Source organism: Stutzerimonas chloritidismutans, assembly GCF_038562055.1.
GTDB classification, from domain to species: Bacteria; Pseudomonadota; Gammaproteobacteria; order Pseudomonadales; family Pseudomonadaceae; genus Stutzerimonas; species Stutzerimonas chloritidismutans_A.
Genome location: NZ_JBCFXD010000018.1, coordinates 1 through 19,730, shown reverse-complemented (window position 1 = coordinate 19,730; position 19,730 = coordinate 1). Strand labels below are relative to the sequence as shown.

Annotated in this window: 16 protein-coding genes; 8 read left to right on the top strand and 8 right to left on the bottom strand. The window is 63.1% G+C overall.

Features of this window, described 5'->3' with window-relative positions; all coding sequences use genetic code 11:
- The first annotated feature begins 224 nt into the window (after positions 1–224).
- The 3 genes from mazG (at position 225) to AAGW23_RS19895 (ending at position 2,168) form a co-directional block, all read left to right on the top strand.
- Positions 225–1,055 (top strand): nucleoside triphosphate pyrophosphohydrolase, encoded by an 831-nt coding sequence (gene mazG / locus AAGW23_RS19905; RefSeq protein ID WP_342408014.1) that lies wholly within the window; start codon positions 225–227, stop codon positions 1,053–1,055.
- 108 nt (positions 1,056–1,163) lie between these two features.
- Complete coding sequence (locus tag AAGW23_RS19900; protein WP_102836007.1) at positions 1,164–1,703, top strand: DUF2058 domain-containing protein; 540 nt, start codon at positions 1,164–1,166, stop codon at positions 1,701–1,703.
- 309 nt (positions 1,704–2,012) lie between these two features.
- On the top strand, positions 2,013–2,168 hold the full coding sequence (locus tag AAGW23_RS19895) for a hypothetical protein (protein ID WP_167369788.1): 156 nt from the start codon (positions 2,013–2,015) through the stop codon (positions 2,166–2,168).
- 6 nt (positions 2,169–2,174) lie between these two features.
- On the opposite strand, the gene AAGW23_RS19890 is transcribed toward AAGW23_RS19895, so the two are convergent.
- Positions 2,175–2,852, bottom strand: a complete 678-nt coding sequence (locus tag AAGW23_RS19890; protein ID WP_342408013.1) for a phosphoribosyltransferase — start codon at positions 2,850–2,852, stop codon at positions 2,175–2,177.
- Between the two features lie 3 nt (positions 2,853–2,855).
- The gene (locus AAGW23_RS19885) at positions 2,856–4,187 is read right to left on the bottom strand and encodes an erythromycin esterase family protein (RefSeq protein ID WP_342408012.1); all 1,332 of its coding nucleotides are present in this window, start codon (positions 4,185–4,187) and stop codon (positions 2,856–2,858) included.
- Between the two features lie 184 nt (positions 4,188–4,371).
- Here AAGW23_RS19885 and AAGW23_RS19880 point away from each other — a divergent pair, with 184 nt between their 5' ends.
- On the top strand, positions 4,372–4,605 hold the full coding sequence (locus AAGW23_RS19880) for a hypothetical protein (RefSeq protein ID WP_342408011.1): 234 nt from the start codon (positions 4,372–4,374) through the stop codon (positions 4,603–4,605).
- Between the two features lie 6 nt (positions 4,606–4,611).
- On the opposite strand, the gene pdeM is transcribed toward AAGW23_RS19880, so the two are convergent.
- The 6 genes from pdeM to AAGW23_RS19850 form a co-directional block, all read right to left on the bottom strand.
- Entirely contained in the window at positions 4,612–5,268 is a 657-nt protein-coding gene (gene pdeM / locus AAGW23_RS19875; protein ID WP_425540843.1) for a ligase-associated DNA damage response endonuclease PdeM, read from the bottom strand.
- Positions 5,269–5,518: 250 nt separating this feature from the next.
- Complete coding sequence (locus tag AAGW23_RS19870; RefSeq protein ID WP_342408010.1) at positions 5,519–8,137, bottom strand: ligase-associated DNA damage response DEXH box helicase; 2,619 nt, start codon at positions 8,135–8,137, stop codon at positions 5,519–5,521.
- Positions 8,134–8,295 carry a hypothetical protein gene (locus tag AAGW23_RS19865; RefSeq protein ID WP_342408009.1) on the bottom strand — a complete coding sequence of 54 codons (162 nt, stop codon included), beginning with the start codon at positions 8,293–8,295 and terminating at the stop codon, positions 8,134–8,136. The genes AAGW23_RS19870 and AAGW23_RS19865 overlap by 4 nt, the downstream gene beginning before the upstream one ends.
- Complete coding sequence (locus AAGW23_RS19860; RefSeq protein ID WP_342408008.1) at positions 8,292–10,001, bottom strand: ATP-dependent DNA ligase; 1,710 nt, start codon at positions 9,999–10,001, stop codon at positions 8,292–8,294. The genes AAGW23_RS19865 and AAGW23_RS19860 overlap by 4 nt, the downstream gene beginning before the upstream one ends.
- A gap of 184 nt (positions 10,002–10,185) precedes the next feature.
- Complete coding sequence (locus AAGW23_RS19855; protein ID WP_342408007.1) at positions 10,186–11,202, bottom strand: ligase-associated DNA damage response exonuclease; 1,017 nt, start codon at positions 11,200–11,202, stop codon at positions 10,186–10,188.
- Positions 11,203–11,360: 158 nt separating this feature from the next.
- Positions 11,361–11,915, bottom strand: a complete 555-nt coding sequence (locus AAGW23_RS19850; RefSeq protein ID WP_342408006.1) for a hypothetical protein — start codon at positions 11,913–11,915, stop codon at positions 11,361–11,363.
- A 249-nt stretch (positions 11,916–12,164) separates the two neighbouring features.
- On the opposite strand from AAGW23_RS19850, the gene AAGW23_RS19845 reads away from it, so the two are divergent.
- From AAGW23_RS19845 to mdoH, 4 genes are all read left to right on the top strand, one after another.
- Positions 12,165–12,704, top strand: a complete 540-nt coding sequence (locus tag AAGW23_RS19845) for a DUF3087 family protein (protein WP_342408005.1) — start codon at positions 12,165–12,167, stop codon at positions 12,702–12,704.
- A gap of 314 nt (positions 12,705–13,018) precedes the next feature.
- Positions 13,019–15,310: a beta-glucosidase BglX gene (gene bglX, locus AAGW23_RS19840; protein ID WP_342408004.1), complete on the top strand. Its 2,292-nt coding sequence runs from the start codon at positions 13,019–13,021 to the stop codon at positions 15,308–15,310.
- Between the two features lie 289 nt (positions 15,311–15,599).
- On the top strand, positions 15,600–17,117 hold the full coding sequence (locus AAGW23_RS19835; protein ID WP_342408037.1) for a glucan biosynthesis protein G: 1,518 nt from the start codon (positions 15,600–15,602) through the stop codon (positions 17,115–17,117).
- A complete protein-coding gene (mdoH, locus tag AAGW23_RS19830; protein WP_342408003.1) occupies positions 17,110–19,695 on the top strand; it encodes a glucans biosynthesis glucosyltransferase MdoH in 2,586 nt (861 codons plus the stop codon). Before AAGW23_RS19835 ends, mdoH begins: the two co-directional genes overlap by 8 nt.
- Positions 19,696–19,730: the final 35 nt, after the last annotated feature.

Sequence of the window (19,730 nt, the reverse complement as noted above, 5' to 3'; positions counted from 1 at the left end):
TGTTGAAGCCCAACCGAAAAATGCTCATTGGCAACAGCCAACTCCGCTTTTTCGGTTGAGCTTCGCCTAGCCAGCGCTTTGCTTGCGACGCTCGGAGCGGACGCACCTTTGAAGAATCACGATGGACCGGAGGGTGGATGTCGCTGTTTACATCCACCATGATGACGCGGCGGTGGATGGGTGAAGCGTCATCCACCCTGCGCACGTTTGTACCGAGGATTCCCATGTACCAACTCAACGATCTGCTGCACCTGATGGCACGGCTGCGTGATCCGCAGCACGGTTGCCCGTGGGATCTGCAGCAGGACTACGCCAGCATCGTGCCGCATACCCTGGAAGAGGCCTACGAGGTGGCGGATGCCATCGAGAGCGGCGACTTCGAACATCTGCCCGGTGAGCTGGGTGACCTGCTGTTCCAGGTGGTCTATTACAGCCAGCTGGCGAAGGAGGAGGGCCGCTTCGAGTTTGACGCGGTGGTCGACGGTATCACCCGCAAGCTGTTGCGCCGGCATCCGCATGTGTTTCCCGACGGCGATCTGTACGGCTCGCCCGAGCTGCCGCGCCTCGATGAGGCAGCCATCAAGGTGCGGTGGGAGGAGATCAAGGCCGAGGAGCGCGCCGAGAAGGCCGCTGCGCCGGAGCAATTGTCACTGCTCGACGATGTGCCCAGCGCATTGCCCGCACTGAGCCGCGCGGCCAAGTTGCAGAAGCGAACCGCTCAGGTTGGCTTCGACTGGCCGGATGCTCTGCCCGTGGTGGACAAGGTGCGTGAGGAGCTCGACGAAGTGCTCGAAGCCATGAGCGAAAACGACCCCGATGCCATTGCCGAGGAAATCGGCGACCTGCTGTTCGTCACGGTGAATCTGGCGCGGCACCTGAAGGTCGATCCGGAAAACGCCTTGCGTGCAGCCAACCAAAAATTCGAGCGTCGCTTCCGCTTTATCGAACAAGCCTTGCGGGAAAGCAGTCGGCCCATCGAAGATTGCGACCTGGAGACGCTCGACGCGCTATGGGGCGAGGCCAAAAAAGCCGAAAAGACACCGACCTGCGGTTGATAGCCGGAGCCTAATCGTGGAAGTTGTCTGTGCCACGAAACCGCTTGGTGAATCACGGTTGATCCACCCTTACGTCTAATTTGAACTTACGACGAGACGACCCGACACATGAGTCTTTCCCTTCGCGATCAGCTGCTCAAAGCCGGGCTGGTCAATGAAAAGCAGGCCAAACAGGCCGGCAAGCAACAGCAGAAACAGCAGCGTCTGGTGAAGAAAGGCCAGGCCGAACAGGACACCTCGCAGCGTGATGCGGCGCTGAAGGCTCATGCCGAAAAGCTGGCCCGCGACCAGGAGCTGAACCGTCAGCAGCAGGAAAAAGCCGAGCAGAAAGCCCGCACAGCGCAAGTCAAGCAGCTGATCGAAGGCAGCCGGCTGCCCAAGCTGACCACCGAGGATTACTACAACTTCGTCGATGACAAGAAGGTCAAGCGGCTGTCAGTGAACAAGCTGATGCGCGACAAGCTCTCCAGCGGTTCGCTGGCCATTGTCCGCCATGGCGGTGGTTACGAAGTAATCCCGCGGGAGGCGGCACTGAAGATCCAGGAGCGTGACCCGCGCCGCATCGTGCAGCTCAACGTCCAGACCGAAGCGCCGGACGCCGATGATCCCTACGCCGCCTACCAGATTCCTGATGATCTGATGTGGTAAGAGCCCATCGATCCTTGGTGTGGCCTAAGGCGTAATGTGAAGGCGGGCGACCTGTGCGCTGCCGTGAGAGGCACTATCCGTGGTTGGTGCGTTCTGCGCACCACGACCACTGCATGGCCGCCTCTGTAGGAGCCAGCTTGCTGGCGAATACGTGATCGCCACGAGCTAGCGCTTTTAGCGACTGCGCTTGCGGATGTAGCAGTTAGAGGCGTTCCCGAGCCCCTCCGACGGAAGGACGGATTTATGCCCGTCTGACAGCCTCTACTGCTACAGCCCAACCGGGCTTTCGGTTACAGCAGGAGGACTCAAATGGAAACCACACGTTATTCGGACGAGATCGATACGCTCAGCTGGCAAGCCCAGGGGGTACCAGGCGACCCCGAAGAGCCTGGCGTGCCGGATTTGCCCAGTGAGCCCGGCGAACCGACGATCCCGGATCAGCCGCCGCCAGATCCGGTAGCCTGACAGCCGCTACAACCCGGGCTGGCCAGACGCTCGTGCGAGCAGGTCGACGACCTGCTCGTCGCTGGTCTGCTCGAAGTTGCGGTAATGGCAGCCGACGCCAATGAACGGTTCGGGCATTGCCAGGCAGATCAGCTCGTCCACGTCCGCTCTGAGCATCTCGATTACATCCCGTGGACCCACCGGCACAGCCAGTACCACGCGGCTGGGTTTCGACTGCTTCAATCCCTTCAGCGTCGCCCGAACCGTGGCGCCGGTAGCGATGCCATCGTCGATGACGATGACGCAACGATCAGCGATCACCGGGGCGGCACGTTCACCACAATAGCGATGGCGTCGTCGTTCCAGTTCGCTCAGTTGGCGCTGCATCTCCTCTTCGAACCAGTACGGAGGCGGCGCAATCTGGTTGAACAGTTCCTGATTGATCACCCACTTCGGTTCGGCCCCGTCGATCACCGCGCCCAGCGCCAGTTCCTCGTTGCCGGGCGCGCCAATCTTGCGTACCAGCACCAGATCCAGTGGCGCGCCGAGACGCTGCGCCACTTCGAAGGCCACCGGAACCCCGCCGCGCGGCAGGGCAAGCACCAGCGGTTGCGCTTCTGCCAGGTGATGCAGGGCTTCTGCCAGCTCGTGGCCGGCATGGGTACGATCGCGAAACAGTTGGGATTCGGGCATGTAGGCGCGCATGGCTCACTCTCCGAATGGGTAGGTATCCGGAACACTCTGGTCGTCGATCTGCTGCGGGCCGATCGGCTGGACCGCATTGGTCTGTTCGAACCAGAGCAGGGCATCGAACTGTTCTGAAAGTATGGCCTGAAAATAATGACTCTGACGTTCAGTGGCCGGACGGTAGATCACGCCGATTGCGCGCTCCAGACGGGGACGCGCCAGCGCCTCGCGCAGCGGTGTGTCATCGCGCCAGCTGGTCAGCGAGGCAGGCAACCCGGCGCGCAGAAACAATTGCTCCCAGCTGTCCGGGCGCGACGGGCGAACCTGCTGAATCTGCATGGGTTCGTCCCAGTTGTCGGCGGCGGCCACCAGGCCGCGATCGGTGCCCATGCCCAGCAGCACCGCATCTCGCCCGAATGCGGTGCGGCAGAGTTCGCCGATATTGAATTCGCCGCCCCAGCCCATGGAGGTCGAAGCGGCATTGCCGATGTGCGAGTTGTGCGCCCAGACCACCGCCTTGGCGCTATCGCCGCGATGCGCCAATAGCGCCTGCAGGGTGTCGAACATATGCCGGTCGCGCAGGTTCCAGGACTCAGCAGAGCCCTGGTACATGGCGCGGTAGTACTGCTCCGCAGCGAGCACGACGCGGGCATTCTGCTCGGCATTGAAAAAGCTGCAGCCGTCTTTTTTCATGTACTCGAGCCGCTGGTCGAGCAAGGCGCGCAACTGTTCGACTACCGCGGCCTCGCAGGACGGTTCGCCGCGCATCACGTTGTGTCCGTAGACCGCCGGTTCGTCGTGCCATGGACTGAGGCAGCCATATCGACGCCGCGCGGTCGCGGCAGCGTCCGGGTCGACCCGGTCGAGATAGCCGAGCACCTCCTGAATCGAAGCGCCCAGGCTGTAGACGTCCAGCCCGCGAAACTCGACTCGACGCTCGGCAGGCTGGCCGTCGTTGTGGTTGCGCAGCCAACGGGCGAAGTCGGCGACTTCCTGGTTGCGCCACATCCAGGTCGGAAAGCGCTTGAAGCCTTCCTCGACCCAGGCCGGAGGCTGCTGCTGGCGAACGTAGCGGTCGATCTTCGCCGCATCCGGCCAGTCGGCTTCGGCCGCGACGATGGTAAAGCCGTGGCGCTCGATCAATCGGCGGGTGATGGCTGCTCGGGCCCGGTAGAACTCCGAAGTGCCGTGGCTGGCTTCACCGATCAACACCACCCGCGCATCTGCAAACTGGTCGAAGGCATCGGCAAACGCCGGGTCGTCAATGCCGGGCAATACGGTTGCGCTGCGGCGCAACAGCTCGACCAGCTGCTCCTCGGTCGTTTCTTTAGGTCGTGGGCGCGATTGACTCATGGCCTCGTCTCCTGTTCGCCTTTTTAGGATGACCTACGCTGTATAGCCCCGTTCAGACCGTCCGGCGGCTGATTCAACAAGCACAAGCGGCAGAACTGAATGCGAGGGACTAGTCTCTAAACAAAGCGACGCCAATCTCGGCGAGCGAGTTTCCGCTGAAGGCGCTAAGACACGAGGGGCACCTATGACGACCTGGATCATCGCTTACAGCAAAGACGGCAATACCTCCATTCTGCGGACCGAGTCCGATCGCCAGCCGGATATAGACGAGGCAGTAGCGCTGGTAACCCGAAAGGCCGAGCAGGACTATGCCGGTGAGGAGGATGCCTACGAGGTGGATCCGGACGTAGAGCAGACGCCCGCCACCCGCCTGGCCCAGCGCTTCGGCATCACCGTAACCGGTATATCCCAGGCCTGATTGGCTTCAGGCCACCGGCCACACACCATCATCCCCAGCCACGAACAGGCGCCGGCCCGGGTCGGCGCCCACCTCCATCATTCCGGTAAAGCTGCCGAACGCCGGCAGCAGGCTGAGGCGTGCGCCTATGCAGAAGCAAGGCAGGCGCAACGACTGCCGGCCGCGCCCGTGCAGACGGAATGCAGGGTGAAGATGACCGGCGAGGACATGGTGAGTGGCGTGCGGCTCCGGCTCGTGCTGCAGTGCAAACGGGCCGAGCAGCAGGGGTTCGGGGACGACTGTCATCTCCAGACTCGCCGGTGGATCGCCTGCGCGGCGGTCGTGATTGCCGCGAATCAAGGTGATTGCCAGGCCGGGATGCGTCGCGCGCCATGCCTGCAGCTGGCTCAGCGTGGCAGGCGTTTGCGATTCCGGTGCATGGAGGAAGTCGCCCAGAAAGATCAGCTGTTTGCAGCGGTAACGCGCCAGCAGCGCGTCGAGTCGTTGCAGGTTGGCCTGGGTGGTGCCGTGGGGCACCGGCTGGCCCAGACGTCGGTAGGCGGCGGCTTTGCCGATATGAATATCGGCAATCAACAACGCCTGCTGTTGCGGCCAGTAGATGGCCTTGTCGGCCAGCAACCAGAGTTCGGTCTGTTCGAGTTCGATGGAGAGGTGCGAGGTCATGCGCGGAGTCTATCGTGCGTGCGGGGTCGTTCCCACTGAGCGGCTGGATGTGGAGTGCGTTCGCGTGGTTGCAGGTACTGCCATCTCATCCGGTGACGCTGCGAAGACCCTATTGTCAGTTGAGAGCTCTTCAGTAGGAGCGAGCTTGCTCGCGAAGCTTAGGCTTCGTCCGTACGACGCACCAGGGTGCCGAACCTGCAGGTCGGCTGGTTGATGCAGACAAGGGGCTGTTGAACGCGAGGTGCAGCATTCACAAGCGGGATGATTTCGCCTTTTTCACCCTCGGCGTTCCGTCCTTGGTCGCGCGCGGTTTGCGCTTCGCGCTGGTCTCCCGCTCAACGGCAATGCTGGCGCCTGCTTCCGGCTGATAGCCGCCGGGACCAGCCGCCTTGTCCAGTTCGGCGACCATCCGGCGAATGCGATCGGCAAGCTTTTCCGAAGTCAGGCTTTCGCGGAAGCGCTCGACCATCAAGGGGAAGGCGAGGGGCGTCGTGCGTTTCACGACATGCACGTCCAGCTTGCGCTGCTGCAAGCGGCTCAAGGTCTGTTCCAGCCGTTCGACCTCCAGCTCCTGGCGCAGCACCTCTTCCTCTGCCTGGGTCAGCAGCAGGTTGGCCGGGTCGTATTGGCGGAATACGTCGAAAAACAGACCGCTGGAGGCCTGCAGCTGTCGCGCGCTTTTTTGCGCACCGGGGTAGCCGGAAAAGACCAGCCCGGCGATGCGTGCGATCTCCCGAAAGCGCCGGCGGGCCAGCTCGCCCGCATTGAGGCTGGCCAGGACATCATGCAGCAGGTCGTCCTGACTGAACAGCGCGGGCGTCAGCCACTGCAGCCAGTCCACCTCGGTTGCCGAGAGCAGTTCGAAGCCGTAGTCGTTCACGGCGATGGAAAAGGTCAGCGGCTGGCGCTGGGCCATCCGCCAGGCCAGCAGGCTGGCCAGCCCCAGATGCACGTGTCGACCGGCGAAGGGATAGAGAAACAGGTGCCAGCCCTCGCGAGACTTCATCACTTCGGCCAGCAACGTGGTTTCGGTGGGTAGTGCCGACCAGTCCAGCTGCACGCGCAGCAGCGGCTCGACCAGCTGCATTTCGGCACTCTCGAACCGACCGCGCGAAGCGGCGCCGAGTTGCTCGACCACCGCATCGGCCAGTTCGCTGGAGAGCGGCATGCGCCCGCCGTTCCAGCGCGGCACAGCGGCTTTCTTGCCGGTGGCGCGGCTGACGTAGGCGGTCATGTTCTCGACTCGCACGAGCTCCAGCAGCCGGCCGCCGAAGAGGAAGTTGTCGCCCGGGCGCAAGCGGGCAATAAAGCCTTCCTCGATGGTGCCCAGTGACCGGCCGCTGCCACCCTTGGCCCAGAACTTCACCGTCAGGCTGGCGTCGCTGACGATGGTGCCGATGCTCATGCGATGGCGAAGCGCGACGCGGCGGCTGGGGACTTTCCAAAGCCCGGTCTCGTCCGGCTCGACGCGCTGATAGTCCGGGTAGGCCGTCAACGAATGCCCGCCATGACGCACGAAGGCCAGCGCCCATTGCCAGTGGTCTTCTGTGAGTTCGCGATAGGACCAGGCTTGGCGCACTTCGGCGAACAATTCGTCCGGCCGAAAGCCTCCGCCGAGGGCCATGCTGACGAGGTGTTGCACCAGCACATCGAGAGGGCGGTGCGGGGCGCTTCGAGCTTCAATGCGGCGTTCGGCAATGGCGACCTGGGCGGCTGCAGCTTCGACCACTTCGACGCTGTGCGTTGGCACCAGGGTGACCCGCGACGTCCGGCCGGGTGCGTGACCGGAGCGACCGGCGCGTTGCATCAAGCGCGCCACACCCTTCGGCGATCCGATCTGCAGCACCCGCTCGACGGGCAGGAAGTCGACCCCGAGATCGAGACTCGAGGTACAGACGACCGCCTTCAGCGCGCCTTGCTTGAGGCCCAGCTCGACCCAGTCGCGCACCTCGCGCGCCAGCGAGCCGTGATGCAGGGCGATCAGTCCCGCCCAGTCTGGACGCGCCTCGAGAAGCGCCTGATACCAGATCTCGGATTGGGAACGGGTGTTGGTGAACACCAGCGTAGTGGCAGCCGAATCGATCTGCTCGACCACCTGCGGCAGCATGCGCAGCCCGAGATGGCCGGCCCAGGGAAAACGCTCGATGCTCGGCGGCAACAGCGTGTCGACGCGCAGGTCCTTGTCGACCTTGCCTTGAACCAGCTTGCCGGTACCTGGGTGCAGTAGCACGTCCAGCGCGTGAGGCTGATTGCCCAGCGTCGCTGACAGCCCCCAGACGATCAGCTTCGGCATCCACTGACGCAGGCGGGCCAACCCCAATTGCAGCTGGACGCCACGCTTGTTGCCCAGCAGTTCATGCCATTCGTCCACCACCAGCATGCGCAGGCCGGCAAAGGCCTGGCGGGCGTCGGCACGGGTCAGCAGCAGGGTGAGGCTTTCCGGCGTGGTGACCAGCGCGCTGGGCAATCTCCGACCCTGGCGCGCCCGCTCGGCGCCGCTGGTATCGCCGGTGCGCAGGCCAATGCTCCAGTTGAGGCCGAGATCATCCAGCGGAACCTGCAAGGCGCGGGCCGTGTCGGCGGCCAGGGCACGCATGGGGGTGATCCAGAGGACGGTGAGGGGCGCGGGTTTGTCCGATGAACTGGTGCGCGCCTGCGGTTTTGCTGCGCAAGTATGTGCCTCTGGCGAAGCGAAACGATTGAGCGCGCCAAGCCAGACGGCGTACGTTTTGCCGGACCCCGTCGTGGCATGGAGCAGGCCGGATTCGCCCTCGTCGATCGCTTGCCAGACCTGTTGCTGAAAAGGAAACGGCTGCCAATCGCGAGTGGCGAACCAGTGTTCGGCAAGCGAAGCGGGCCGCGCACTCATACCTCGTCCTCCGCTCGACTCATGCGAGCGCCTAGCTTCGGCTCTTCGTAGGAGCGAGCTTGCGCGCGAACCTCGGATTCCGCAGGATTGCTGATCGCCAGCAAGCTGGTTTCTACCTGGTCGTCATACTTCTGCCTGACTTCTCCAGGCCGCTTCATCCGAGCAATTCCTTCAGCGTCTCCAGCGTATCGGCCTCATCCACCGGCTTGTCGAGGCGCCAGCGCAGCATGCGCGGGAAGCGTACGGCGATGCCGCTCTTGTGGCGGCTGCTGGCGGCGATGCCTTCGAAGCCGAGTTCGAACACCAGCGTCGGGGTCACGCTACGCACGGGGCCGAATTTTTCCACGGTGGTCTTGCGCACGATGGCGTCGACCTTACGCATTTCCTCGTCGGTCAGCCCGGAATACGCCTTGGCGAAGGGCACCAGCTTGCGCTCGGGGTCGCCCGGCTCACCGTCCCAGACGGCAAAGGTGTAGTCAGTATAGAGGCTGGCGCGGCGTCCATGGCCGCGCTGGGCATAGATCAGCACGGCGTCGACTGAGTACGGATCGATCTTCCATTTCCACCAGACACCGACATCCTTGGTCCGGCCGACGCCGTACTGCGCGGCGCGCGCCTTGATCATCATGCCTTCCACGCCCAGCTGGCGGGAGGCTTCGCGCTGGCGGGCGAGGTCCTGCCAATCCACTCCGCAAACCAGCGGCGAGAGCATCAGCCGCGGGTTGGGGCAGTCGCCGACCACCGTTTCGAGCTGCTGCCGGCGGTCACGATGCTCGCGTTGCCGCCAGTCGTCGCCCTGCCATTCCAGCAGGTCATAGGCCAGTACCGCGACCGGGGCGTCCTGCAGGACCTTGGCAGTCAGGTTCTTGCGGCCGATTCGTTGTTGCAACAGGGCGAAGGGTTGTACGCCGAAGCGCTGGGTTGCTTCGTCGCCATCGCCTTGCGGTTGTCCGAACAGCGCGTCCGTCGGTTCGCCGGGTGCATGCTTCCAGACCAGGATCTCACCGTCGATCACCGTGCCGTCCGGCAGGCAGCCGGCCAGTTCGCATAGTTCCGGGAAACGCTCGCTGACCAGCTCTTCACCGCGCGACCAGACCCAGATCTGGCCGTCGCGCTTGACCAGTTGGGCGCGGATGCCGTCCCACTTCCATTCGATGAACCAGTTTTCCGGTGCGCCGAGCAGGGTGTCGAATTCCTCCACCGACGCCTGCAATGGGTGGGCAAGAAAGAACGGGTAGGGCTGACCGCCGCGCTGAGCGTGTTCGTGTTCGGATTCGTCGGCGATCAGCGCGCGGTAGCCCTTGGCGCTGGGGCGATGCGACAGATCGGTGTAACCCACCAGCCGCTGCGCCACGCGCTTGGGGTCGAGGTCGGCCAGCGAGGCCAGCGCGCGGGTCACCAGCAGCTTCGACACGCCGACGCGAAAGGCGCCGGTGATCAGCTTGATGCAGACCATCAGGCTCAGTCGATCCAGCTGTGCCCACAGCGCCGGTAACCGCTCGGCCAACTCTGCTGGCGGCAGGCCGCGCAAAGGCAGGAGCTTATCCTGCATCCACACGGCCAGCCCGTCCTCAGAGCTGTATTCGGCCTCGGGCATCAGCAGCGAGATGGTTTCGGCCATGTCGCCCACCGCCTGGTAGCTCTCCTCGAACAACCATTCCGGCAGCGCCGAGGCCTGCATGGCTGTCTCGCGCAGCACCTTGGCTGGCACCAACTGACGCGGTCGGCCGCCGGCCAGGAAGTACACGGCCCAGGCGGCGTCGGCTGGGTCGGCGTCACGAAAGTAGTCACGCATCGCGGCGAGCTTGGCGTTGCTCGAGGTGGTGGCGTCGAGGCGGCTGTAGAGGGTGGCGAAGGCTTTCATATGGGCCTTCCGTCCCGGCGTGGTGCGGCCGTTTCGCGAGCAAGATCGCTCCTGCCAAGGTGGCATCGCGTATGGCGCGGCGGACTTTTGTGTAGGAGCCAGCTTGCTGGCCAATGGGGGCACGTTAAGCGTTCTGGATCGCGAGTGAGCGCGCTCCCGTACGAGCGTGAGCGGTGACCGCGCGTCATTCGGCCTCCTGGGTCGTGGCGTCATCCTCGTCGCCGTATTCGGTCTCGAACGCCTGTGCATCGAGGCCGCGTATTTCGCGCAGGTAACGCACCAGCACCGGCACTGAGCCGTGGGTGACCATCACCCGCTCGGCACCGGTCTGCTCGATGGCCCAGAGCAGGCCGGGCCAGTCGGCGTGGTCCGAGAGCACGAACCCGCGATCGACCCCGCGCCGACGACGGGTGCCGCGCAGCATCATCCAGCCACTGGCAAAGGCGTCGGCATAGTCACCGAAGCGACGCATCCAGGTACTGCCGCCTGCTGAGGGCGGCGCCAGGATGAGGGCGTGTTTCAGGCGCGGATCGCCCTTTTTCAGGTCGCCGGCGTAAACGGTTGGCGGCAGGTAAACACCGCCTTCGCGGTAGACCTTGTTCAGCGGCTCCACCGCACCGTGGACCACGATCGTGCCGATGCTTTCGTCGAGCCCGTGCAGAATCCGCTGCGCCTTGCCGAAGGCGTAGCAAAACAGGACGCTGGCACGCCCGGCGGCGGCGTTCGCTCGCCACCAGTCGTTGATGTCACGAAACACCTGAGCCTGTGACGGCCACTTGTAGATCGGCAGGCCAAAGGTCGATTCGGTGATGAAGGTGTGGCAGCGCACCGGTTCGAAGGGCGCGCAGGTGCCATCCGGCTCGACCTTGTAGTCGCCCGAGGCGACCCAGACCTCGCCTCTGTATTCCAGCCGTACCTGAGCGGAGCCAAGCACATGGCCGGCAGGGTGAAAGCTGAGCCTTACGCCGTGATGCTCGACGGATTCGCCATAGGCCAGCGTCTGCAATGGCATGTCGGCCGCAATGCGCGAACGAAGGATGCCTTCGCTGTCGCGAGAGGCCAGGTAGTGGCCCATGCCCCAGCGTGCATGATCGCCGTGGGCATGGGTGATAACGGCGCGATCAACCGGCCGCCAGGGGTCGATGTAGAAATCACCGGGCGGGCAGTAGAGGCCTTCGGGGCGGGCAACAACAAGGTCCATGAATGAGCGGCACTTTGCGGGCTTGTAGGGTTGGAGCCCGGGTCGGCGTTGGGAGTTCGCCCGCAAGGTCGTGTCGGTGATCTAGAACCCACCGTAAAGCGCCGAGAGGTCGCCTCTGGGCAGGTCGGTGGAGTGAAAGCCATCCTGCGGGACGGGGATCAGTCCACCAGCTTCAGGTGAGAGATATCCGGCACCGGCGCATCGCTGGCGCGGCGCCGTTCACCCATGTCGCTGCCCACCGGGGCCAGGCTGAACTGGGAAAGATCCAGGGGCGGGGCCTTGGGTTCGGGTTGTGCGTCCTGCAGGTCCACGCCGACCGGCGCGATGCCGAAGTCCGGCGCCTCGACGTCGACGAACGCAGCCATGTACTCGTCCCGCGGTGCCACCTTCAAGGGTTGAGGCGATGCAGGCGCAGCAGAAGCCTGCTGTACTGGCGCGGGCTCTTCCGCCGGCGGCGGCGCCAGTTCGATTTCCTCGACTTCAACCGGCATCGGGCGAACCTCGGCGATGGCGCCGGCACGCGCCATGGCCTGCCGATACTTCTCGACACTGGCATGGTCAAGGTCCTGCTTGATCACAATTCGCCGACCGGAAAACAGCACGGCGATGCGCTGGGCATCGGCCTGAAACAGGCGAGTCAGGTTGGCCTCGACCTGCTCCAGCTTGGCGCCGGGAGCGAGTTCGCCGGAAAACGATATTTCATAGCGGCTCATGAGGAGGTCCTTTTGGCTGCCGAAGGTGGGATGCGCTGATCATAGAGCCTGGTACGGGCGCTTGAAAGCCGGGGGGCGCTGCGCTGTCTGTGCTGCGACGGCGTTGGCATGCCGAGCCGTGAGTCCAGTGAGTGCGCTTTGACGGCCAAAACAAAGGCTGTCCCGCATCAGTTGCTCAATGACTGGCTGGGTGATAATGCGCCCCCTGTTGGCACTCTCTCACCTGCTTAGCCCAAGGATCGCGAACTCATGGTGGTATTCGAAATCAAGTCGCTCAGCCCGGAAACCTACCGGCAACAGACGCGACGCAGCACGCTGATTGTCGCCGTGACCTTTGCAGTGCTGGCGATGGGGCTAGCGGCTCTGGCTGTCGCGCTGTTCGGCGAGACGGGGGCAGATAATCTGAAGTGGAACGTGACAGGGGTCGCTGCTGGTTTGCTCGCAACGGCCGCACTGGTGCGTTTTGTCTATCTGCAGCAGCCCTGGATGTCCTGCTCGGCCTATGGCTGGAATCTCAAGCGCAGCCTGATGAGTGTCACCAATGTCATGCACCATGTCACGGCGGGCGTGGCGGCGGATGATCCCGAGGCGATCAAGCTGCTGCGCTTCTATCACCTGGGGCTAACGCAGATGCATCAGCTCGATGGCAACAGCGCCTCGCTCAGCGAAGTAACGGGTGAAATCAATCAGCATCGCGAACGGATGGAAGCACGCGGGATGGATACCGATCAGAGCCGCTTGGATGACGCCTGGCTGGTCGCCGTAAAGCGTTTCCCCGCCGGAAAGTAATCCGGTAAAGCACTTGGCCGATGGAGTGGGCCGATGCTGCCCATTCCAGCCACGCTTGCCGACTTCGTTCGGGTAGCGCATCCCCGCCGGCTCGAGCAACTGGGCGCCACAGTGTGCTGGCCACAGGCCCGGAGGAGCGGTTCGCGCGCCTGTATTCCATAGGCTAGTAACGGTACGTTGCAACGGCTGCGCCGGCGTTGCATAGCACTGGTTGTCGGCCATAGGAAAACCCATACTCGGCAACGCTTGTGCCGGCATTGCCGGAATCAGATGGTTCGTCTCATTAGCCTCTCAGGCTCAGGAATCTCCCAATAATGAAAAGGCTGTATCTGCTCGGTCTGATGGCCGGTCTTTCGCTGCAATCAGTCGCCGCCGAGCCCCGTTCCCCGGTGCTGGATGACAAGCCGGCCTTCATCGCCAGCCTGATCGAAAAGATGACGCTGGAAGAAAAAGTCGGCCAATTGCGGCTGATCAGCATTGGCGGCGACATGCCGCGCGAGCGCATTCTCGATGAGCTGGCGGCCGGCCATATTGGCGGCACCTTCAACACGGTGACCCGTCATGACAACCGGCCGATGCAGGAAGCCGCGTTGCGCAGCCGGATGAAGATTCCGATCTTCTTTGCCTATGACGTCATTCATGGCCACCGGACGATCTTTCCCATCGGCCTGGGCCTCGCTTCGAGCTGGGATCTTGACACCATCGCCACCAGTGGCCGCGTGCAGGCGGTCGAAGCCAGCGCCGACGGCCTGGACATGACCTTTGCCCCGATGGTGGATATCTCCCGCGATCCGCGTTGGGGGCGGACCTCCGAAGGGTTTGGCGAAGACCCCTATCTGGTCTCGGAAATCGCCCGCATCATGGTGCAGGCTTATCAGGGCGAGTCGCCCACAGCAGCGGATAGCGTGACCGCGAGCGTCAAGCATTTCGCCCTGTACGGTGCAGTCGAGGGCGGGCGCGACTACAACGTCGTGGATATGAGCCCGATGCGCATGCATCAGGACTACCTGCCGCCTTACCAAGCCGCTATCGATGCCGGAGCGGGTGGGGTGATGGTTGCGCTGAACTCCATCAATGGTGTGCCGGCCAGCGCCAACACCTGGCTGCTGCAGGATTTATTGCGGCGTGACTGGGGCTTTGACGGCGTCGCCCTCAGCGACCACGGGGCGATCAGCGAGCTGATGCGGCATGGCGTTGCAAAGGATGGCCGCGAGGCCGCGAAGCTGGCAATCAAGGCCGGCATCGACATGAGCATGGCCGACGTCCTGTATCGCGCAGAGCTGCCGGGGCTGGTAGCGTCGGGTGAGGTCGGGATCGGTGAGATCGACACGGCTGTGCGCGAGGTGCTTGGCGCCAAGTACGACATGGGGCTGTTTCATGATCCGTTCCGGCGCATCGGGTCGGCAGAGGACGATCCGGCAGACGTCAACGCGGAAAGCCGTTTGCATCGCGAAGCCGCCAGAGCGGTAGCGCGCGAATCAATCGTGCTGCTTGAAAACAAGAAGCAGACCTTGCCGCTGCAAAAGCGCGGAACCATCGCGCTGGTGGGTCCGCTGGCCGATTCGCCGGTCGACATGATGGGCAGCTGGTCCGCTGCGGGCGTTGCCAAACAGTCGGTAACCGTGCGCCAGGGTTTGCTTGACGCGGTCGGTGACCAAGCCGTTGTGCATCATGCCCTCGGCGCCAATATCACAGACGACCCACACATGGTCGAGTACCTGAACTTCCTCAACTGGGACAAACCCGAGGTGGTGCAGGACCCGCGTTCGCCGGACCTCCTGATTGCCGAAGCGGTCGCGCTTGCTGAAAAGGCTGACGTGATCGTTGCGGCAGTGGGTGAATCGCGCGGTATGTCTCACGAAGCGTCGAGCCGCACCAGCCTGCAGATTCCCGAAAGCCAGCAGGCGCTTCTGAGGGCCCTCAAGAAAACCGGCAAGCCACTGGTGCTGGTGCTGATGAACGGCCGCCCGCTGGACCTCAACTGGGCAAAGGCCAATGCCGATGCGGTTGTGGAAACCTGGTTCAGCGGAACCGAAGGGGGGCATGCCATCGCTGACGTGCTGTTCGGTGATCAGAACCCGGCCGGCAAGCTGCCGATCTCCTTTCCACGCTCGGTGGGACAGATCCCGACCTACTACAACCACCTTCGCGTCGGTCGGCCCTATGTTGAGGGCAAGCCGGGCAACTACACCTCGCAATATTTTGAGGAGCCCAATGGGCCGCTGTACCCCTTCGGTTATGGCCTGAGCTACACCGACTTCGAGCTGTCCGAGGTGCGCTTGTCCAGTCCGACGATGAACCGCAGCGGCGAGCTGGAAGCCAGCGTGACGCTGAAGAACATCGGGTCGCGTGAGGGCGCGACAGTCGTGCAGTTGTACATTCGGGACGAGGTGGCATCGGTGATTCGGCCGGTCAAGGAACTCAAAGGTTTTCGCAAGGTGTTCCTTAAAGCCGGTGAGACGCGGGAAGTCCGCTTCAAACTCACTGAAGAAGACCTGCAATTCGTCAACGCGCAGCTCGATCGGGTAGCCGAGCCCGGCGTGTTCGAGGTGCAGATCGGGCTGGATTCAGCTGCAGTCAAGCGGGGGCAATTCACTCTTCTGTAAGACGTTCAGCTAAGCGCCGGCCGCCTGGCCTTCAGCCCGCTCTGGCTGGGGGCTGAGCTCTGTTGAGCAATCTGAAAAAAGACCTCTCGGAGCAGCTATCCGGCGCCCATACGGCGTGGGATGATTTGCCGCTTTGCTTGGCTTTCCAGTGAATCATTTGCCACTGAGGAAGACCAACGACAGCAAGCCGGGCCGCTACGCGGTCAGCGGTAATCGTGATTGCTCAGGAGGCGATGTGTCACGTACCTATCATTTCAAATCAGGGGCTCGCTCAAGTCGGGCGCTGGGAATGACGTTGAGTCTGTGTTTGGGACTGTTTGCCAGCAACAGCTGGGCGTTCAGTCTTGATGATGTGGCGGCCAAGGCTGAAAAGCTGGCGGCCGAAGACTATACGGCGCCGCAGAGCAATCTGCCGCCGGTGTTTCGCAACATGGCCTTTGCCGATTATCAGCAATTGCGTTTCCGTGGCGAGAAAGCGCTATGGCACGACGCACCGACGCCCTTCGAAGTGCAGTTTTATCACCAGGGCATGCACTTCAACGTGCCGGTGAAGATCAATGAAATCTCCGCAAAAGGCGTCGAAAAGGTCCGCTATAACCCTGACATGTTCGAGTTCGGCAAGGTCGAGATTGAGCCTGCTGCGTTGGAAAATCTGGGTTTTGCCGGTTTCAAGGTGCTCTATCCGCTGAACAAGGCGGATAAGGCCGACGAGCTGATGACGCTGCTCGGTGCCAGCTATTTCCGGGTGATCGGCAAGGATCAGGTATACGGCCTGTCTGCGCGCGGTCTGGCTATCGACACGGCACTGCCAAGCGGAGAGGAGTTCCCTCGCTTCCGTGAGTTCTGGATCGAACGCCCCGAAGCGGATCGCCGCAATCTGGTGATCTATGCACTGCTCGATTCGCCCCGTGCCACGGGCGCCTATCGGATGGTAGTCACGCCGGGCAAGGACAGCACGGTCGATGTCAAAGCGCGTGTCTATCTGCGCGAGCCAGTAGAGAAGCTTGGCATCGGTGCGCTCACCAGCATGTACCTGTTCGGCGCCAATCAGCCCAGCGAACTGCTCAACTACCGGCCGCAGCTGCACGACTCCGAGGGGCTGGCGATTCACACCGGCGCTGACGAGTGGATTTGGCGGCCGCTAAACAATCCCAAGCGTCTGGCGATCAGCAGTTACGCGGTCGAGAACCCGCGCGGCTTCGGTCTGCTCCAGCGCACCCGCGATTTCAACCGCTACGAGGATCTGGACGACCGCTACGAGCTGCGCCCAAGCGGTTGGGTCGAGCCCAAGGGCGATTGGGGTAAGGGGCGGGTGGAGCTGATCGAGATTCCAACGCCTGACGAAACCAACGACAACATCGTCGCGTTCTGGGTGCCGGAGCAGCAACCCGAGCCCGGCGAACCGCTGGACTTCGAGTACCGTCTGCACTTCACCATGGACGAACCGGCGCTGCATGATCCGAAGCTCTCCTGGGTTAGCCAGACGCGCCTGTCGGCTGGTGATGTCAAACAATCCAACCTCATCCGCCAGCCTGACGGCAGCACCGCGCTGATCGTCGATTTCGTTGGCCCCAATCTGGCCGAACTGCCGGAGGATGCGCCGGTCACCACGCGGGTCAGCATCGGCGAGAACGCCGAATTGGTGGAAAACAACCTGCGGCACAACCCGGTCACCGATGGCTGGCGCCTGACCTTGCGTCTCAAAGTGCGCGATCCCAAGCGACCCGTTGAGCTGCGCGCAGCCCTGGTGGAAGGCGAGAAGACGCTTTCCGAAACCTGGAGCTACCAGATTCCGACCAATGAATAGTCCTGTGGACCCGGCGATTACCGGGCGCTACATCAGCCAGCTGCCCCTCGATGACCCGCAGCGCCAAGCCCTGATCCAGAACATGGAGCAGGGCGAGGGTGGGCTGGCGGAGATTCATCGGGCGTTGGGTCAAGCCGTACCGACGCCTGGCGACAGCGATCCGCGCGGAGGCGCTCTGCTGGGCTCGGTCGCTGCTCGGCTGAAACTTGGCTGGGGCGAAACCCTGGAGCGTGCCAAGGCCCTCACCCTTGATCATCAGGGACGCACCTGCATCGAGTCGACCCCGCCGATCGTGCGTACACGCATGGTGCCGGAACCCTGGCATACCAACGTGTTGCGACTCAGCTGGTGGCGTTTTCTGCGCAAGAAGAACCGCACGGTGGAGCTGCCTCCTGCACAGTCCGTTGATCGCTCGGGTTGGCGCAAGGTGGCAGGCGTCCGGCGCGCCACATTGCTGGTGCTCATGCTGGTGCAGACGGTGATAGCCACCTGGCACATGAAATCGGTGCTGCCGTACCAGGGCTGGGCGCTGATCGATCTGCAGGAGGTGTTCCAGCAGCCGCTGCAGGAGTCGGCGCGGCAAATCCTTCCGTATGTGGTGCAGACAAGCATTCTGCTGCTGTTCGCGCTGTTGTTCTGCTGGGTGTCGGTAGGCTTCTGGACGGCGCTAATGGGCTTCTTTCAGCTGCTCAAGGGGCACGACCAATACAACATCTCGGCAACAACCCTGGGCGATGAGCCGATCCCGTGCGAGGCACGCACAGCGCTGGTGATGCCAATTGCCAACGAAGACGTGCCGCGGGTGTTCGCCGGACTGCGCGCGACGTTCGAGTCGCTCAAGGCGACGGGACAGCTGGAGCACTTCGATATTTTCGTGCTCAGTGACAGCAACGATCCCGATACTTGCGTCGCCGAGCAGAAGGCCTGGCTGGAGGTCTGTGGGGACGTCGACGGCTTCGGCCATATCTTCTACCGGCGGCGGCGTCGCCGTGTGAAGCGCAAGAGTGGCAACATTGATGACTTCTGCCGTCGCTGGGGCAGCAGCTATCGCTACATGGTGGTGCTCGACGCCGACAGCGTCATGAGCGGCGAGTGCCTGACCAGCCTGGTGCGGCTGATGGAAGCCAATCCCGGCGCAGGCATCATCCAGACGGCGCCGAAGGCATCGGGCATGGATACGCTGTATGCGCGCATGCAGCAGTTCGCCACGCGCGTCTATGGCCCGCTGTTCACGGCCGGGCTAAATTTCTGGCAGTTGGGCGAGTCCCACTACTGGGGTCACAACGCAATCATCCGGGTCAAACCCTTCATCGAGCATTGCGCCCTGGCACCCTTGCCCGGCAAGGGCTCGTTCGCTGGCGACATCCTCTCCCACGACTTTGTCGAGGCGGCGCTGATGCGGCGTGCCGGCTGGGGCGTGTGGATTGCCTATGATTTGCCGGGAAGTTATGAGGAACTGCCACCGAACCTGCTCGACGAACTCAAGCGCGACCGTCGCTGGTGCCACGGCAACCTGATGAATTTCCGGCTGTTCCTGGTCAAGGGCATGCACACGGTGCACCGCTTCGTGTTCCTGACGGGGGTGATGTCCTATCTGTCTGCGCCGTTGTGGTTCGTCTTTCTGGCGCTGTCGACCGGGCTGCTGGCGATTCACACGCTGATGGTGCCGGAGTACTTCCTGCAGCCGAATCAGCTGTATCCGCTGTGGCCGCAATGGCACCCGCAGGAGGCCATTGCGCTGTTCTCGGCGACGCTGACGCTGTTGTTCCTGCCGAAGCTGCTCAGCGTATTGCTGATCTGCATTCAGGGCGCTCACGAGTACGGTGGGCGTGCTCGCCTGTTGCTGTCGATGCTGCTGGAAAGCCTGTTTTCCATGCTGGCCGCGCCGGTGCGCATGTTGTTCCACACGGTATTCGTCAGCGCCGCGTTTCTCGGCTGGTCGGTGCAGTGGAACTCACCGCAACGCGCCGATAATGCGACACCCTGGAGCGAAGCCTTGCGCCGGCACGGTCCGCAGATGCTGCTGGGCGTACTCTGGATGGCGCTGGTGGGCTGGCTAGACCCAGCCTTCCTCTGGTGGTTGGCGCCGATTGTGGTTTCGCTGATCCTTTCGGCGCCGGTATCGGTGATCACCAGCCGCACGGGCCTGGGGCAGGCCGCTTTTCGCCGCAAGTTGTTCCTCATCCCCGAGGAATTCCAGCCGCCGCAGGAACTGGCATCGACCGACCGCTACACGCGGGAGAACCAGGCCAATGCCCTGACTAAAGGCTTTATCGCGGCGACTGTCGATCCGATCTACAACGCACTGGTGTGCGGCATGGCGCGGGCGCGGCATGCCAAGGTGGTTGCAGGGGCTGAGTTGCTGCGTGAACAACGTATGCAGCAGATCCTAGATGCGGGGCCGAACGGGGCTGCCGAAGCGGCGCGTTGGCGCTTGCTTAACGATCCGGACGGTATGGCGCAGCTGCATTCGCGGGTCTGGCAGGATCAGCGCTATCAGGCGTGGCGCGACGCCTATCGTCCGTCAGACTTCGCTGATGCGTCGAGCAGCGAAACAGTCGTGGCATCCCAGGGCTAAACCGAAGAGGCTCCGCGGGGGGGGGGCCCCGCCCC

Excerpts from the sequence above, each read along its gene's own strand:
- mazG (WP_342408014.1), top strand. The coding sequence starts at position 225 with ATGTACCAACTCAACGATCTGCTGCACCTGATGGCACGGCTGCGTGAT.
- AAGW23_RS19900 (WP_102836007.1), top strand. The coding sequence starts at position 1,164 with ATGAGTCTTTCCCTTCGCGATCAGCTGCTCAAAGCCGGGCTGGTCAAT.
- AAGW23_RS19895 (WP_167369788.1), top strand. The coding sequence starts at position 2,013 with ATGGAAACCACACGTTATTCGGACGAGATCGATACGCTCAGCTGGCAA.
- AAGW23_RS19890 (WP_342408013.1), bottom strand. The coding sequence starts at position 2,852 with ATGCGCGCCTACATGCCCGAATCCCAACTGTTTCGCGATCGTACCCAT.
- AAGW23_RS19885 (WP_342408012.1), bottom strand. The coding sequence starts at position 4,187 with ATGAGTCAATCGCGCCCACGACCTAAAGAAACGACCGAGGAGCAGCTG.
- AAGW23_RS19880 (WP_342408011.1), top strand. The coding sequence starts at position 4,372 with ATGACGACCTGGATCATCGCTTACAGCAAAGACGGCAATACCTCCATT.
- pdeM (WP_425540843.1), bottom strand. The coding sequence starts at position 5,268 with ATGACCTCGCACCTCTCCATCGAACTCGAACAGACCGAACTCTGGTTG.
- AAGW23_RS19870 (WP_342408010.1), bottom strand. The coding sequence starts at position 8,137 with ATGAGTGCGCGGCCCGCTTCGCTTGCCGAACACTGGTTCGCCACTCGC.
- AAGW23_RS19865 (WP_342408009.1), bottom strand. The coding sequence starts at position 8,295 with ATGAAGCGGCCTGGAGAAGTCAGGCAGAAGTATGACGACCAGGTAGAA.
- AAGW23_RS19860 (WP_342408008.1), bottom strand. The coding sequence starts at position 10,001 with ATGAAAGCCTTCGCCACCCTCTACAGCCGCCTCGACGCCACCACCTCG.
- AAGW23_RS19855 (WP_342408007.1), bottom strand. The coding sequence starts at position 11,202 with ATGGACCTTGTTGTTGCCCGCCCCGAAGGCCTCTACTGCCCGCCCGGT.
- AAGW23_RS19850 (WP_342408006.1), bottom strand. The coding sequence starts at position 11,915 with ATGAGCCGCTATGAAATATCGTTTTCCGGCGAACTCGCTCCCGGCGCC.
- AAGW23_RS19845 (WP_342408005.1), top strand. The coding sequence starts at position 12,165 with ATGGTGGTATTCGAAATCAAGTCGCTCAGCCCGGAAACCTACCGGCAA.
- bglX (WP_342408004.1), top strand. The coding sequence starts at position 13,019 with ATGAAAAGGCTGTATCTGCTCGGTCTGATGGCCGGTCTTTCGCTGCAA.
- AAGW23_RS19835 (WP_342408037.1), top strand. The coding sequence starts at position 15,600 with ATGACGTTGAGTCTGTGTTTGGGACTGTTTGCCAGCAACAGCTGGGCG.
- mdoH (WP_342408003.1), top strand. The coding sequence starts at position 17,110 with ATGAATAGTCCTGTGGACCCGGCGATTACCGGGCGCTACATCAGCCAG.